The sequence below is a fragment of the Nocardioides scoriae genome (assembly GCF_900104965.1).
In the GTDB taxonomy this organism is placed as follows: Bacteria; Actinomycetota; Actinomycetes; order Propionibacteriales; family Nocardioidaceae; genus Marmoricola; species Marmoricola scoriae.
On the sequence record NZ_LT629757.1, the window covers coordinates 3,231,481 to 3,245,193 of the forward strand.

Genomic DNA, 13,713 nt, shown 5'->3' on the forward strand with positions numbered 1-13,713 from the left:
GACCCGGCGGGGCCGGGCGCCCCTAGGGTGAGCCGCATGAGCTCCGGCCCCGCACGTGCCGGCGGGCCGGTGCTGCTGCTCGGGGCGCTCGGCGTCGTCTTCGGCGACATCGGCACCAGCCCGCTGTACGCCTTCACCACGGTGCTGGCCGACGGCGCCAGGGGCCCGGCGCGGCTCACCCCCGAGCTGGTCTACGGCATGACCTCGACGGTGATCTGGTCGATGGTGCTGGTGGTCTCGCTGCTCTACGTCCGGCTGCTGCTGCGCGCCGACAACGACGGCGAGGGCGGCCTGCTGGCCCTGCTCGCGCTGCTGCGGCGCACCGCCGACGGCGGCCGGGCCCGCAGCCTGGCGGTGCTGTCGGTGGTGGCGGCGCTGGGGGCGGCGATGTTCCTGGGCGACAGCGTCATCACCCCGGCCATCTCGGTGCTCTCGGCCGCGGAGGGCCTCGAGGTCAGCGACCCGGGCCTGGGGCGGTTCGTGGTGCCGATGGCGCTGGTCGTGCTGGCGGTGCTCTTCGTCGTGCAGCAGTTCGGCACGGGCAGCATCGGGCGCTTCTTCGGCCCGGTGATGGTGGTGTGGTTCGCCTCGCTCACGGTGCTCGGCGCCGTCTCGATCGCGCACCACCCCGGGGTGCTGCAGGCGCTCTCGCCGCACTGGATCGTGCGCTACGTCGCCACCGAGCCGCTGACGGCGTTCCTCTCGCTCGGGGCGGTGGTGCTGGCCTTCACCGGCGCCGAGGCGCTGTACGCCGACCTCGGCCACTTCGGGCGCGAGGCCATCGCCCGGGCGTGGTCGTTCGTGGTGCTGCCGGCGCTGGTCGTGGCCTACCTCGGCCAGGCGGCCGCCGTCGCGGCCGACCCCGCGGCCGCGGCGAACCCGTTCTACGCGCTGGTGCCCGGCTGGCTGACGCTGCCGATGGTCGTGCTGGCGACGCTGGCCACGATCATCGCCTCGCAGGCGGTCATCTCCGGCGCCTTCACGGTGGTGCAGCAGGCCTCGCGGCTGGGGCTGCTGCCGACCGTGCACGTGCGCCACACCTCCGAGGAGCAGGCGGGCCAGATCTACGTGCCGGCCGTCAACTGGCTGGTCGCGGCGGCCGTGCTGGCGCTGGTGGTGCTCTTCGGCAGCTCGGCCGCGCTGGCGTCGGCGTACGGCCTCGCGGTGACGGTGACGGTGACCGTCACGGCCACGATGTTCCTCGCGCTGCGCACCCGCCAGGCCGCGATCGGCGAGGTCACGGGGACGGCGAGCCGCGCCAGCCGTGCCGCGGCCGGGCTGGTGCTGGCCCTGGTGCTGGTCTTCCTGGCCGCCAACCTGCCCAAGATCGCCAGCGGCGGCTGGCTGCCGATCGGCATCGGCCTCGTGCTGGTGGTGGTGATGACGACCTGGGCGCGCGGACGGGCGACCATCGACCAGCGCCGCCGGGCCGACTCGCCCCCGCTGCTGGAGCTGCTGGCCGAGGTGGCCGCGCCCGGGTCGGCGGTGGAGCGGGTGCCCGGGTCGGCAGTCTTCTTCAGCCGCCACCCCGACGTCACGCCCGGCGCGCTCAGCACCATGGTCGAGCAGGTCCACACCCTGCAGCGGGTGGTGCTGCTGCTGACCATCGCCACCGTCGACCGGCCCTCGGTGACCGACGAGGACCGCCTGCAGCTCGACCGGCTCGGCGACGAGCACGACGGGGTCTGCCAGGCGACCGCGACCTACGGGTACGCCGACCACGTCGACCTGGCCGGCCTGCTCGCCCGCGCCGTCGAGCTCTCCGACGGCGAGCTCGACGGGCTCGACCCCGCGACCACGACGTTCTTCGTCTCCGACCCCGTCGTGGTCTTCGACCGCGGCGCGTCGATGGCCCGCTGGCGGCAGCGGGTCTACCTCGCCCTCGACCGGGTGACGCCCGACGCGGTCGACCTGTTCCGGCTGCCGTCGGAGCGGACCGTGGTGATCGGCCGCCAGGTCACCCTCTGAGCGGTGTCCGGTGCCACGGGTCGGCGGGCCCACAATGGGCGGGTGCTGCGTGCGTCCGGGCCCCGCTCCACCTCCGGGGGTGCCCGCACGGTGCAGGCCCGGCTGGTCCGCAGCGCGACCGTGGCGACCGCCGTCGCCGTGCTGGTGATGCTCGGCGTGGTCTCGCTCGTGGTCACCCACCAGACCCGCGACGTCGTCGACGCCGAGCTGGCCTCGCGGCTCTCCGCGGTGCAGACGGCCCTGGCCCTGGACTCCTCGGGCGACGTGGTCGTCGGCGGTGGCAGCGCCCAGCTGGTCGGCGACGTCTGGGTCTTCGACCGCGGCGGCTCGCTGGTGGCCGGCTCGGGCACGACCGAACCGCCCGACCCCGTGCGCGCGCTGTCCCGCACGGGCACCGAGCGGGGCGAGGTGGCCGGCGGGACGGCGTACCTCGCGCGGCCGCTGGTGCTCTCCCGCGGCGGTGACGCGGTGGGGGTGGCGGTCGCGTCGGCGAGCCTGGCGCCGTACCGCACCTCCCGCGACGCCCTGCTGATCGGCCTCGGCACGGTCGGGCTGCTGCTGGCGGTGGGTGCCGCGCTCGGCACGGCGTGGACGGTGCGCCGCACGCTGCGGCCGGTCCACGAGATGACGGTCTCGGCCGCCGAGTGGTCCGAGCGCGACCTCGACCGGCGCTTCGACCTCGACGAGGGCGACGACGAGCTCAGCGAGCTCGCCCGCACCCTCGACGGCCTGCTGGCCAAGGTGGCGACCGCGCTGCGCGGCGAGCAGCGGCTCACCGCCGAGCTCGCCCACGAGCTGCGCACGCCGCTGACGACCATCCGGATGGAGGCCGAGCTGGCCATGACCCACCCGGCCGCCGCCGAGCTCGGCGCGCCGCTGCGCACCGTGGTCGAGCAGGTCGACCGCCTCGACGCCACCATCACCACCCTGATCGCCCTGGCCCGCCACGAGCACGGTCCCGGCCACCGCAGCGACCTCGTCGAGGTGGTCGGCCGCCAGGTCGCCGACCGCCGCCGACCGCCGGAGTGGGACCTCGAGCTGCCCCGTGGCCCGGTCTGGGTCGCCGCCTCGGCCGACCTCGTCGAGCGGGTGCTGGCCCCGGTGCTCGACAACGCCGCGCGGTACGCCGCGGCCCGGGTCGGCGTGGTCGTCGTGGCGAGCGGGCCCGGCGTGGCGGGCGGGCCGGGCGTGGTGGGCGGGCCGGGCGTGGTGCGGATCGACGTGCGCGACGACGGCCCCGGCATCGACCTCGCCGACCTGGACGACGTCGACGACATCTTCGCCTCGGGGGTCACCGACACCGCCCACGACGGCGCCGGGCTCGGCCTCTCCCTGGCCCGCCGGGTCGCCGACGGCCTCGGCGGCACCCTGGCCGTCACCTCGCCCTCCGCCCCGACCACCTTCACCGTGACGCTCCCGGCGGCGGCGCCGGCGTCGGCACCGGCGCGCACGTGACGCTCCGTCCCTGTCGGTGAGTGCCCCCCCAGGACGGGTGTACGCCGCTGGTGACGGAGCGTTGCATGCGGCTCGGCTCACCGGTGGGTCACACCGGGTGGTCAGGCCAGCGGCAGGTCGGGCCCGCCACCCTGGGCGCAGGCCGGTCCGCCGGCCGCCCCTCCCGCCCGGCCCCTCGCCGGACCCCGCCGCACCCCGCGGCCCCACCCCCTGGAGCTGATCGCCCGTGATGTCCGTCCTGACGAGCTGGTTGACCGACCTGGGGCCGGTGGCGCTCGTGGTGCTCGTGGGCCTGGTGTTCGCCGAGACCGGGCTGCTGGTGGGGTTCTTCCTGCCGGGCGACAGCCTGCTGTTCGCGGTGGGGGTGCTGGTGGCCGCGGGCGCGCTGGCGTACCCGCTGTGGCTGGTGCTGCTCCTGGCCGCGGTGGCGGCGGTGCTGGGCGACCAGGTGGGCTACCTGCTGGGGCGCCGGTTCGGGCCGCGGGTGTTCTCGCGGTCGGGGAGCCGGGTGCTCGACCCGCGGCACGCCGACCGGGCGGAGGCCTTCTTCGAGCGCCACGGGCCCAAGGCGGTGATCCTGGCGCGGTTCGTGCCGGTGGTGCGCACCTTCACGCCGACGGTCGCGGGGATCGGGCGGATGTCGCGGCGGCGGTTCACGGCGTACAACGTCGTCGGCGCGGTGGCGTGGACGGTGCTGATGGTGCTGGGCGGCTACTTCCTGGGCGGGGTGCCGCTGGTGGCCGACCACATCGAGGTCGTCAGCCTGGTGCTGGTCGCGCTGTCGCTGGTGCCGGCGGGGCTGTCGTGGTGGCGCGAGCGGCGCCGCGCGGGCGGGGAGCCCGCGATCCGGGTGCCGAGCGCCACCGCGAGCGCGCCGATCGCCAGCCCGGCGACGTCGTCGACCGCGAAGTGCCAGCCGAGGTAGACCGTGGCCACCAGCGTGAGCGCCAGGTCGAGGGCCAGCAGCCGGGTCAGCAGCCGCAGGCCGAGGTGGCGGGCCATCAGCACCAGGACGGTCAGCACCCCGACGTGCAGGCTCGCGAAGGCCGAGACCTGCGCGACCGAGCTCGGCAGCTCGGGGTGGGCGAGCAGCTGGGCCCGCTGCTCGAGGAAGAGCGCCTGCGTCTCGGTGACGATGGTGTCGGGCAGCCCGGAGAACAGCTGCGGCGCCGACCAGAACGGCCCCAGCGACGGGATGGCGTAGTAGCTGGCGACCCCGAGGATCCAGATGAGCATCCCCGACAGCGTCGCGGCGTACGTCTCCCGCATCCGGCGCGGCAGGGCCACCGCCGCCACGAACGAGACGGCCACCACGGTGGAGAACGACTCGTAGACCACGATCAGGACGTACGCCGACACGTGCTCGCCCAGCGCCGCGTGCAGCAGCGCGGCGGGGTCGTGGCCGGCGAACAGCCAGCGGTCCCAGCCGAGCAGCATCCGGTCGCGGGGGGCGTTGAGCACGTCCCAGCTCTTGAGGTTGCGGTAGCAGAAGTAGGTCACGTGGTAGGCCAGCAGCGCGCTCGCCGCGAGCCCGAGCCGCCCCGGCGTCCACCGCTCGCGCACCGCCGCCACCGCCCGTCGCAGGCGGGGACCCTCGCCGTGCCGCGTGCGCCACAGCGCGTGGCCCGCGACCAGCAGGGCCCACATCCCCACCGCCGCGGGCAGCCGGCGCCCGACGATCGCCAGGTGGGGGTCGCGCAGCCCGATCCCGACGACGTGGGAGCGCCACAGGGTGACCGCGGCGAAGACGACCACGACGGCCCAGGTGCGCCAGACGTACGCCGGCACCCGTCGCCGCCCGCCCGCACCGGCCGCGGCCACGTCGGGACCGGCGGCAGGCTCAGCCTCGGAGCGACGCAAGGACGTCCCCCTCGCGACGGCGCCGGGGCGTGCGGCCCTGCTCGACGAACCACTCGTGCCCCAGGGCCAGGGCGAACACCGGCCGCGGCAGCCGCACCAGCACGTCGAGCGAGCGCCAGCCGCCCCGCTGCTGGGAGGCGTGGGCCCGCATCCCGGCGCGCTTGGCGTCGAGGTGGTGGCCCACCCGGACCCGGTGGGTGACCTGGCGCGAGGGCGTGAAGACGGCGTCGGTGCCCAGGGGAGCGGAGCTGCCGAGCCGCTGCCGGGCGAGCCGCAGCACCGCCAGCACGGCGCGGAACGCCCGGTCCGGCACGGTCGCCTCGAGCACCACGGGCGTGCCGGCCAGCTGCGCGGCGCGGGTGCCGACGCGGTGCACCTGCACGTGGTCGGGGTGGCCGTAGCCGCCGTGGCGGTCGTAGACCGTCAGCACGTCGGCGCCCTCCTCCACGAGCAGCGCGGCGAGCCGGGTGGCGGCCTCCTCGACGTCGGCGTCGGCGAAGGCGTGGGCGGGCCGGGCGGTGCCCGGGGCGAGGCCGGAGTCGGCGTACGCCAGGGTCTCCACGCGGTGCACGCCCAGCGCCCGCGCGGCCTGCTGCAGCTCGACGGCGCGGGTGCGGCCCAGCACGCCGCCCCGACCGTCCTGCTCGCCGGCCAGGCCGGCCTCGCCGAGCGTGGCGGTCACCAGCACCACCCGGTGGCCCTCGGCGGAGAGCCGGGCCAGGGTCCCGCCGGTGAGCAGCGACTCGTCGTCGGGGTGGGCGTGGAAGGACACGACCGTGCGCGGCCCCGCGGTCCGGTCCGCGCTCACGGCGTGCCCGCCCGGCGGCCGGGGGCGCGCGTCGTACGCCGGTCGGAGCGGGCTTCCTCACCGCTCCGACCGGCAGCTCGGGTGGCGCGGCGCGCGCGGGTCGCGGCGTACGTCGCCTCGTGGCGGGCCAGGGCGGCCTCCCAGGTGTGCGCCGAGGGCGTGGTGCGGTCGTGCTCGGCCATCCGGTGGCGCAGCGCGGGGTCCTCCACCAGCCGCACCAGCGCGTCGACCATCGCGGCGTCGCTGGGCACCAGCAGGCCGTGGCGGCCGTCGACGACGAACTCCGCCAGCCCGGTGCCGGTGCGGCCCACCACGGGCAGGCCGACGCAGCGGGCCTCGAGCGGGGCCAGGCCGAAGGACTCGAGGACGGCGGGGGCGACGTACACGTCCGCCTCGGCGAGCCGCCGCTGCACCTCGCCCGGCGCGAGCCGGCCGGTCACGGTGACGACGTCGTCGAGCCCCAGCCGGGTGGCGCGGGCCTCGACCCGTCGGCGCAGCGGGCCGTCGCCGACCAGGGTGAGGGTGACCGGACGGGTGCTGCGCTCGCACACCTGCGCCACCACGTCGAGCAGCGCCTCGGGCCGCTTGCGGCGGGCGAGCCGCATGGTGCTGACGAGCCGGACCGGCTCGTCGTCCCCGCGCACCGGCGTGGCGGCCCGCGGGGCCACCGAGACGGCGTTGGGCAGCACGGCGACCTCGGTGCCGGCGGGGAGCCGGCGGCGCACCTGCTCGGCCGCGACCTCGCTCACCGCGGTCCAGGTGACCGGCGCGCGTCGCAGGCCGGTGAGGGCGGCGGCCAGGCGGGCGGTCGGGCCGGTGCCGTCCCACAGCGAGTGGACGGTGACGACCGTCGGGATCCCGTCGTGCGCCGCCGCGGCCGCCAGCGGCGCCGCGAAGGTGGAGACCACCGACACGTGGGCGTGGACCAGGTCGACCCGGTCGGGGTGCAGCGTCGGGCCGTCGAGCGCCGAGCGGCGGCGCACCACCCGCACCGGGCCCGGCTCGACGCGCTCCCGGTCGTCCCAGCGGACGCCCGGCCGGTCGCCCCGCGGGCCCGGCCGGCCGCGGTCCCAGCGACCGTCGGCGGTCGTCGGGGTCGAGGTCAGCACGGTCACATCATCACCCGCGTGGGCCTGCCGCTGCGCCAGCGCCCCGACGTGCGTCTCGATCCCGCCGAGCGTGGGCAGGTAGTGGTCGCTCAGGTGCACGACCCGCATCACGCCACCCGGGCCGGCGCGGCCGCCCGGGCGTGCGCCCCGACGGTGCGGGCCGCGCTGCGCCGCCACGCCGCCCAGCCGGTGAGCATCAGCCCGCCGACGGGGATCTCCAAGGCGACCAGGAACACGCGGTAGAGCAGCACCCCGGCCACCACCGCGACCGGGTCGAGCCCGTTGACGACCAGCCAGGTCACGGCGCCCAGCTCCGCGATGCCGGTGCCCGCGGGGGTGATCGGGGCCAGCGAGGCGACCCGCTCGATCGCCGCGGCCATCACGACCAGCGCCAGCGGCGCCGCCAGCCCGACGGCGTGCAGGCTCAGCGAGAGCAGCAGCACCTGGGCGGCCAGGTAGGCGAAGCTCGCAGGCACCAGCCACTGCCAGTCGCGGGCCATCACCTCGCGGACCCCGGCCACCACCTCGACGGTCTGGGCCCGCAGCCGGGCCAGGCGGCTGCTCCCCGACGCTCCCGTCGCCTCGGGAGCGGGGGCCAGCCGGCCCACCCAGGCCGGCACGGCCGCGGCGAGCAGCAGCGCCAGCACGCACCCGGTGACGACCGCCCAGACCGTGGTCGGCACGTGCACCGACAGCACCAGCAACGCGACCACCGCGACCGGCGGCAGCACCAGCTTGGTCAGCACGTCGAGGGCGTTGGTGACCACGAAGTAGCGGGCGAAGGCCTGGTGGCTGTGCCCCCAGGAGCGGAGCATCCGCCAGTTGAGCGCGCTCCCGGCGGCCCCGCCGAGCGGCATCACGTTGGACACGGCGCTGCCGGTGAGGTTGAGCAGCAGCCCGCGGCGCATGCCGAGGCCGGGCAGGGCGTGGGCCAGGACGGTGGAGTACACCAGCAGCCCGGCGACCCACACCAGCGCCAGCACCGCCAGGTTGCCGGGCGTGACCCCGGCCAGCACCTGCACGACCGCGCCCCAGGCCACCCCCGCCACCCCGTGGGTGGCCGTCCACAGGCCGCCGCCCGCGACGACCGCCACGAGCAGCGCGCGCCCGAGGTAGGACACGGCTGACGACACCCGGTTGCTCACCCCACCACCGTGGCGCGCGAGACCTGCCGAGAACCTGACTCGGTGGTGGGCGGCGGACCGGACCCCGCCCCGATGCCCTGTAGAAACAGGGGCAGGACCGGCAGCGGAGCCGGTCCGTCCCGAGGAGAAGAGGAACGACATGGAGCAGCGCCCGCTCGGCCGCACCGGACGAGAGGTCTCGGTCGTCGGCCTGGGCACCTGGCAGCTCGGCGCCGACTGGGGCGAGGTGTCGGAGGCCGACGCGCGCGAGGTGCTGGAGGCCTCGGCCGCCGAGGGCGTGACGTTCTACGACACGGCCGACGTCTACGGCGACGGCCGCTCGGAGAAGGTCGTGGGCCGCTTCCTGGCCGACCACGCCGGCGAGGGCTTCACGGTCGCCACCAAGATGGGCCGCCGGGTCGACCAGCAGCCCGAGAACTACACGGCCGAGAACTTCCGCGCCTGGACCGACCGCTCCCGGAGCAACCTCGGCGTCGACACCCTCGACCTCGTCCAGCTGCACTGCCCGCCGTCGGCCACCATCGAGGACGACCGGACCTACGACGCGCTGGACGCGCTGGTCGAGGACGGCACCATCGCGGCGTACGGCGTCAGCGTCGAGACCGTCGACCAGGCCCTCGCCGCCATCGCCCGGCCCCACCTCGCGAGCGTCCAGATCATCCTCAACGCGCTGCGCCTCAAGCCGCTCGAGCAGGTGCTGCCCGCCGCGCAGGAGGCCGGCGTCGGGATCATCGCGCGGGTGCCGCTCGCCTCCGGGCTGCTCTCGGGGAAGTACGACGCCTCGACGACCTTCGCCGCCGACGACCACCGCAGCTACAACCGCGACGGCAGCGCCTTCGACGTCGGCGAGACCTTCTCCGGCGTGCCGTACGACGTCGGCCTGGCCGCCGCCGCCGACTTCGCCGCCCTGGTGCGCGACCTGCCGCCGGGCCCGGACGGGACGATCAGCTCCGCCCAGGCGGCGATCGCCTGGATCTGGCAGCAGCCGGGCGTCAGCACCGTCATCCCGGGGGCGCGCAACCGCGGCCAGGCGGTCTCCAACGCCGCGGCCGGACGGGTGCCGCCGCTGGACGGCGGGTTCTTCACCGGGGTGCGCGAGATCTACGACGCCCGGGTGCGCGCGCTGGTCCACGACCGCTGGTGAGCACCGACCCACGGGGGCGGTGGTCGCGACTGACCTCCCCGCGGACGCTCGCGCGGCTGGTCAGCCTCGTGGGCCTGGTGGCCGTCGCGAGCGCGCTGTTCCCGGCCGTCCACGACCGGGCGCGGATCGTCGCGGGCGTGGTGCCGCCGGTCTTCCCGGCCGCCGCGACGACCGGGACGCTCGCGGCCGGCGTGGTGCTGGTGCTGCTGGGCGGGGGACTGCGGCGCGGCAAGTTCCGGGCCTGGCTGCTGGCCGTGGTGCTCTCGGGCTTCGCCGTGCTCAGCCACCTGCTCAAGGGCCTCGACGTCGAGGAGGCCGTGCTGACCGGCGTCGTGCTGGTGCTGCTGCTCGCCGCCCGCGCGCGCTTCACCGCGCGGCCCGACCCGCGCTCCCGGCGCCGGCTGCTGGCGGTGGTGGTGCTGGGCGTGCCGCTCGCGACACTGCTCGGCATGGTCTGGATCAGCGTCGACGTCGACGGGCTGGCCCCCGGCACCACGCTCCTCGACCGGTTCCTGCAGGCGCTGCTGGGGCTGGTGGGCGTGCCCGGCCCGGTCGACTTCGTGGAGCCCGACGTGGCGACCCGGTCCGCGGTCGGCCTGGTCGTGCTGGGCGCGGCGCTGGTGCTGCTGCTCGTGGTGGTGGCGCTGCAGCCGGCGACCGGCCCGCACCGCCTCGAGCCCGGCGAGCGCGGTCGCGTCGAGGAGCTGCTCGGCCGGTGGGGCGCGGTCGACTCGCTGTCCTGGTTCGCACTGCGCGACGACCGGGCGGTGATGCTCTCGCCGACCGGCAAGGCGGCGGTGAGCTACCGCGTCGTCGGCGGCGTCTCGCTCGCCGCGGGCGACCCGCTCGGCGACCCCGAGGCGTGGCCCGGCGCGATCGCGAGCTGGCTGGAGGAGGCCACCTCCTACGGCTGGGTGCCGGGCGTGCTCGGCTCGAGCGAGCAGGGCGCGGAGGCCTACCACCGCGCCGGCTTCGACGCCCTCGAGCTGGGCGACGAGGCGGTCCTGCACGCCTCCGAGTTCACCACCGAGGGCCGCAGCATGCGGGTGGTGCGCCAGGCCGTCTCCCGCTGCCGGCGGGCCGGGCTCACCGCCGACTGCCACCGGGTCGAGGACCTGGGGGAGGCCGAGCGCGCCGAGATCCTCGCCAGCGCCGACGCGTGGCGCGACGGCGAGGTCGAGCGCGGCTTCTCGATGGCCCTGGGCCGGCTCTGCGACCCGGCCGACGCCCGCGCCGTCATGGTCACCTGCCGCGACGAGGCGGGGCGGCTGCGGGGGCTGCTCCAGCTGGTGCCGTGGGGTGAGGACGGCCTGTCCCTCGACGTGATGCGCCGCGACCGCGCCGGCGAGAACGGCGTCATCGAGCTGATGGTCACGACCCTGATGGCGCAGTCCGGCGCGCTCGGCGTGCGCCGCGTCTCGCTCAACTTCGCGGTCTTCCGCAACGTCTTCGCCCGCGGCGAGCGGCTCGGCGCCGGACCGGTGCTGCGGCTGTGGCGCGGGGTGCTGCTCCAGGCGTCGCGGTTCTGGCAGATCGAGTCGCTCTACCGCGCCAACGCCAAGTTCGCGCCCGAGTGGGTGCCGCGGTTCGCCTGCTTCCGCTCCAGCGCCGAGCTGCCGCAGGTCTCGGTGGCGGCGCTGCGGGCCGAGGCCTTCCTGGTCGCGCCGTCCTGGTGGCGCCGGCTCAGCGAGTCGCGCACGCACTCCTGACCCGGGGCGGTCGCATCGCCCTCGTCGCCGCTGGCCAGGGCCACCTCGACGCCGCCGGGCTGCTCGCGCCACCGCCCGTGGGCGGGGTCGGCTGCTGGCACCCCGCCCGCGCTGCCACCGCGGCTGGCACGATGTCGAGGTGACCTCCCCGTGGTTCGAGTCCCCGGCCGACGCCGAGAAGCAGCTGGCCGCGGTCGGCTACCTCGCCGACACGGCGACCGCCACCACGACGTACCTCGCCGGTGCGCTCGAGAAGCCGCTGCTCGTCGAGGGTCCCGCCGGCGTCGGCAAGACCGAGCTGGCCAAGGCGGTGGCCCGTGCGACGGGCGCCGGGCTGGTGCGGCTGCAGTGCTACGAGGGGCTCGACGAGGCCCGGGCGCTCTACGAGTGGAACTACAAGAAGCAGCTGCTGCGCATCCAGGCCGCGGGCGACCAGGCCTGGGACGAGACCCACGACGACATCTTCAGCGAGGAGTTCCTGCTCACCCGGCCGCTGCTCACCGCCATCCGGCGCGACGAGCCGACCGTGCTGCTCGTCGACGAGGTCGACAAGACCGACGTCGAGGTCGAGGGCCTGCTGCTCGAGGTGCTCAGCGACTTCCAGGTCACCATCCCCGAGCTCGGCACCGTCGAGGCGGTCCGCCGGCCGCTGGTCGTGCTGACCTCCAACGCCACCCGTGAGCTCTCCGAGGCGATCAAGCGCCGCTGCCTGTTCCTCCACATCGACTACCCCGACTCCGAGCGGGAGCGCGAGATCGTGCTCTCCCAGGTCCCCGAGGTCGAGGAGCGGCTGGCCGGCGAGCTGGTCGAGGTCGTCGCCCGGCTGCGGGGCCTCGACCTGCGCAAGTCGCCGTCGATCGCGGAGAGCGTCGACTGGGCCCGCACGCTGGTCGCGCTCGGCACCGGCACCCTCGACGAGGACGCGATCGCGGCGACGCTGGGGGTCGTGCTCAAGCACCACTCCGACCACGAGCGGGCGGTCGAGGAGCTCCGGCTCCGGACCCGGTGACCCCGCGATGACGCTCCTCGACCGGCACCTCGCGTTCCTCCGGGCGCTGCGCGACGCCGGCCTCCCGGTGGCGCTGTCGGAGGGCCTCGACGCGGTGCGCGCCATCGACGCCCTCGGGCTGGGCGAGCGCGAGACGCTCCGGGCGGCGTACGCCGCGACCCTGCTGACCCGCCAGTCCCACCGCCCCGGCTTCGACCAGGTCTTCGACCTCTACTGGCCGGCGCTGGTGGGGGACGGGGCCGACCGGGAGGGGTACTCCGAGACGTTCGACAGGCCGGATCGGGACGAATCGGCTGCCGAACGTCTCGGACTACCCGGCCCCGCCGACGACCCCGGCCCGCTGGCCGACGGTCCGCAGGCGCTGGCCGACTTCCGCGAGGCGCTGGCGACCGCGATGGCGCTGGGCGACCCCGACGCGCTGACGGCGCTGGCCCGCGACGCCGTGCAGCGGTTCGGCCGGATCCGGGGGAGGGGTCCCGGCGAGCAGCGGTGGTCGGCGTACAACGTGATGAACCGTGTCAGCCCCGACGAGCTGGTCGCCCGCGCGCTGGCCGGCCTCGGGGTGGCCTCGCCCGACGAGGACCCCTCGCTGCGCCGGCTGGTCGAGGCCCAGGCGCGGCGCTTCGAGGACCTCGTGGAGACCGACGTACGCCGCCGCGCCGCCGAGGTCCGCGGGCCCCAGCACGTCGCCCGCCACACCGTGCGGCAGGCCGTCGAGCAGATCGACTTCGGCTCCGCCCGCCGCGCCGACCTGGAGCTGATGCGCCGCGAGATCGCCCCGCTGGCGCGCCGGCTGGCGACGCGGCTGGCGCGCGAGCAGCACAGCCGTCGCCGCGGGCCGCTCGACTTCCGCCGCACGGTGCGGGCCTCGATGGGCAGCGGTGGCGTGCCCCTGGAGACCCACCACCGGCCGCGACGCCCGGCCCGGCCCGACCTGGTCGTGCTGTGCGACGTGAGCGGCTCGGTCGCGGGGTTCGCCAGCTTCACGCTGATGCTCGTCTTCGCGCTGCGCGAGCAGTTCGACCGGGTGCGGGCGTTCACCTTCGTCGACGAGGTCCACGAGGTCACCGACCGCTTCCGGCCGGGCGCCGACCCCGCCACGACGATGGCCGAGCTGGCGGCCAGCGCGCGCCACGCGAGCCTGTGGGGCCGCACCAGCTACGGCCGCGCCTTCACCCGCTTCGCCGAGCAGCACGCCGACGCGCTGACGCCGAAGACCCACTTCCTCGTCCTCGGCGACGCCCGCTCCAACCACGGCGACCTGGCGCTGCCGGTCTTCCGCGACCTGGTCCACGCGGCCCGCCACACCTGGTGGCTCAACCCCGAGCACGTGCGCAACTGGGACACCGGCGACTCGGCGGCGGGCGACTACGGCCGGATCGCGCCGATGGTCGAGTGCCGCAACCTGACCCAGCTGGGGGAGTTCGTCCACGACCTGGCGTGACGGCGGTCTCGCGGCGCCCTCCGCAGTTCGGGCCGACGTCCACGGGCCGGGCGCCGCGCGAG

10 protein-coding genes and 1 pseudogene are annotated in these 13,713 nt (G+C 76.1%); 7 read left to right on the top strand and 4 right to left on the bottom strand.

Annotated elements, in window-relative coordinates:
- Nucleotides 1–36: 36 nt before the first annotated feature.
- The 3 genes and pseudogenes from BLU55_RS15315 to BLU55_RS19960 all read left to right on the top strand — a co-directional run.
- Nucleotides 37–1,968, top strand: a complete 1,932-nt coding sequence (locus BLU55_RS15315) for a KUP/HAK/KT family potassium transporter (protein ID WP_091731417.1) — start codon at nucleotides 37–39, stop codon at nucleotides 1,966–1,968.
- Nucleotides 1,969–2,010: 42 nt separating this feature from the next.
- Nucleotides 2,011–3,423, top strand: coding sequence for a sensor histidine kinase (locus BLU55_RS15320; RefSeq protein WP_091731420.1), 1,413 nt, complete (start codon nucleotides 2,011–2,013; stop codon nucleotides 3,421–3,423).
- A gap of 229 nt (nucleotides 3,424–3,652) precedes the next feature.
- Nucleotides 3,653–4,078 (top strand): annotated as a pseudogene (locus BLU55_RS19960) (DedA family protein); the annotation flags it as partial.
- Nucleotides 4,079–4,134: 56 nt separating this feature from the next.
- On the opposite strand, the gene BLU55_RS15330 reads toward BLU55_RS19960, so the two are convergent.
- From BLU55_RS15330 to BLU55_RS15345, 4 genes are read right to left on the bottom strand one after another with little or no spacing between them, the layout of a single operon-like run.
- The gene (locus tag BLU55_RS15330; RefSeq protein ID WP_157682900.1) at nucleotides 4,135–5,283 is read right to left on the bottom strand and encodes a phosphatase PAP2 family protein; all 1,149 of its coding nucleotides are present in this window, start codon (nucleotides 5,281–5,283) and stop codon (nucleotides 4,135–4,137) included.
- Nucleotides 5,264–6,091: a PIG-L family deacetylase gene (locus BLU55_RS15335; RefSeq protein WP_197681013.1), complete on the bottom strand. Its 828-nt coding sequence runs from the start codon at nucleotides 6,089–6,091 to the stop codon at nucleotides 5,264–5,266. Before BLU55_RS15335 ends, BLU55_RS15330 begins: the two co-directional genes overlap by 20 nt.
- Nucleotides 6,088–7,308, bottom strand: a complete 1,221-nt coding sequence (locus BLU55_RS15340) for a glycosyltransferase family 4 protein (RefSeq protein WP_157682901.1) — start codon at nucleotides 7,306–7,308, stop codon at nucleotides 6,088–6,090. The genes BLU55_RS15335 and BLU55_RS15340 overlap by 4 nt, the downstream gene beginning before the upstream one ends.
- Nucleotides 7,308–8,345: a lysylphosphatidylglycerol synthase transmembrane domain-containing protein gene (locus BLU55_RS15345; RefSeq protein ID WP_157682902.1), complete on the bottom strand. Its 1,038-nt coding sequence runs from the start codon at nucleotides 8,343–8,345 to the stop codon at nucleotides 7,308–7,310. Before BLU55_RS15345 ends, BLU55_RS15340 begins: the two co-directional genes overlap by 1 nt.
- A 139-nt stretch (nucleotides 8,346–8,484) precedes the next feature.
- On the opposite strand from BLU55_RS15345, the gene BLU55_RS15350 reads away from it, so the two are divergent.
- The 4 genes from BLU55_RS15350 to BLU55_RS15365 all read left to right on the top strand — a co-directional run bounded on the left by BLU55_RS15350 (nucleotide 8,485) and on the right by BLU55_RS15365 (nucleotide 13,651).
- Nucleotides 8,485–9,489 carry an aldo/keto reductase gene (locus BLU55_RS15350; protein ID WP_091731434.1) on the top strand — a complete coding sequence of 335 codons (1,005 nt, stop codon included), beginning with the start codon at nucleotides 8,485–8,487 and terminating at the stop codon, nucleotides 9,487–9,489.
- Nucleotides 9,486–11,198 carry a phosphatidylglycerol lysyltransferase domain-containing protein gene (locus tag BLU55_RS15355; protein ID WP_197681014.1) on the top strand — a complete coding sequence of 571 codons (1,713 nt, stop codon included), beginning with the start codon at nucleotides 9,486–9,488 and terminating at the stop codon, nucleotides 11,196–11,198. The genes BLU55_RS15350 and BLU55_RS15355 overlap by 4 nt, the downstream gene beginning before the upstream one ends.
- A gap of 139 nt (nucleotides 11,199–11,337) precedes the next feature.
- The gene (locus BLU55_RS15360) at nucleotides 11,338–12,207 is read left to right on the top strand and encodes an AAA family ATPase (RefSeq protein WP_091731436.1); all 870 of its coding nucleotides are present in this window, start codon (nucleotides 11,338–11,340) and stop codon (nucleotides 12,205–12,207) included.
- Between the two features lie 7 nt (nucleotides 12,208–12,214).
- Entirely contained in the window at nucleotides 12,215–13,651 is a 1,437-nt protein-coding gene (locus BLU55_RS15365) for a VWA domain-containing protein (protein WP_091731438.1), read from the top strand.
- Nucleotides 13,652–13,713 lie beyond the last annotated feature (62 nt).

Coding starts and splice junctions, on each gene's coding strand:
- BLU55_RS15315 (WP_091731417.1), top strand. CDS start 37: ATGAGCTCCGGCCCCGCACGTGCCGGCGGGCCGGTGCTGCTGCTCGGG.
- BLU55_RS15340 (WP_157682901.1), bottom strand. CDS start 7,308: ATGCGGGTCGTGCACCTGAGCGACCACTACCTGCCCACGCTCGGCGGG.
- BLU55_RS15350 (WP_091731434.1), top strand. CDS start 8,485: ATGGAGCAGCGCCCGCTCGGCCGCACCGGACGAGAGGTCTCGGTCGTC.
- BLU55_RS15365 (WP_091731438.1), top strand. CDS start 12,215: ATGACGCTCCTCGACCGGCACCTCGCGTTCCTCCGGGCGCTGCGCGAC.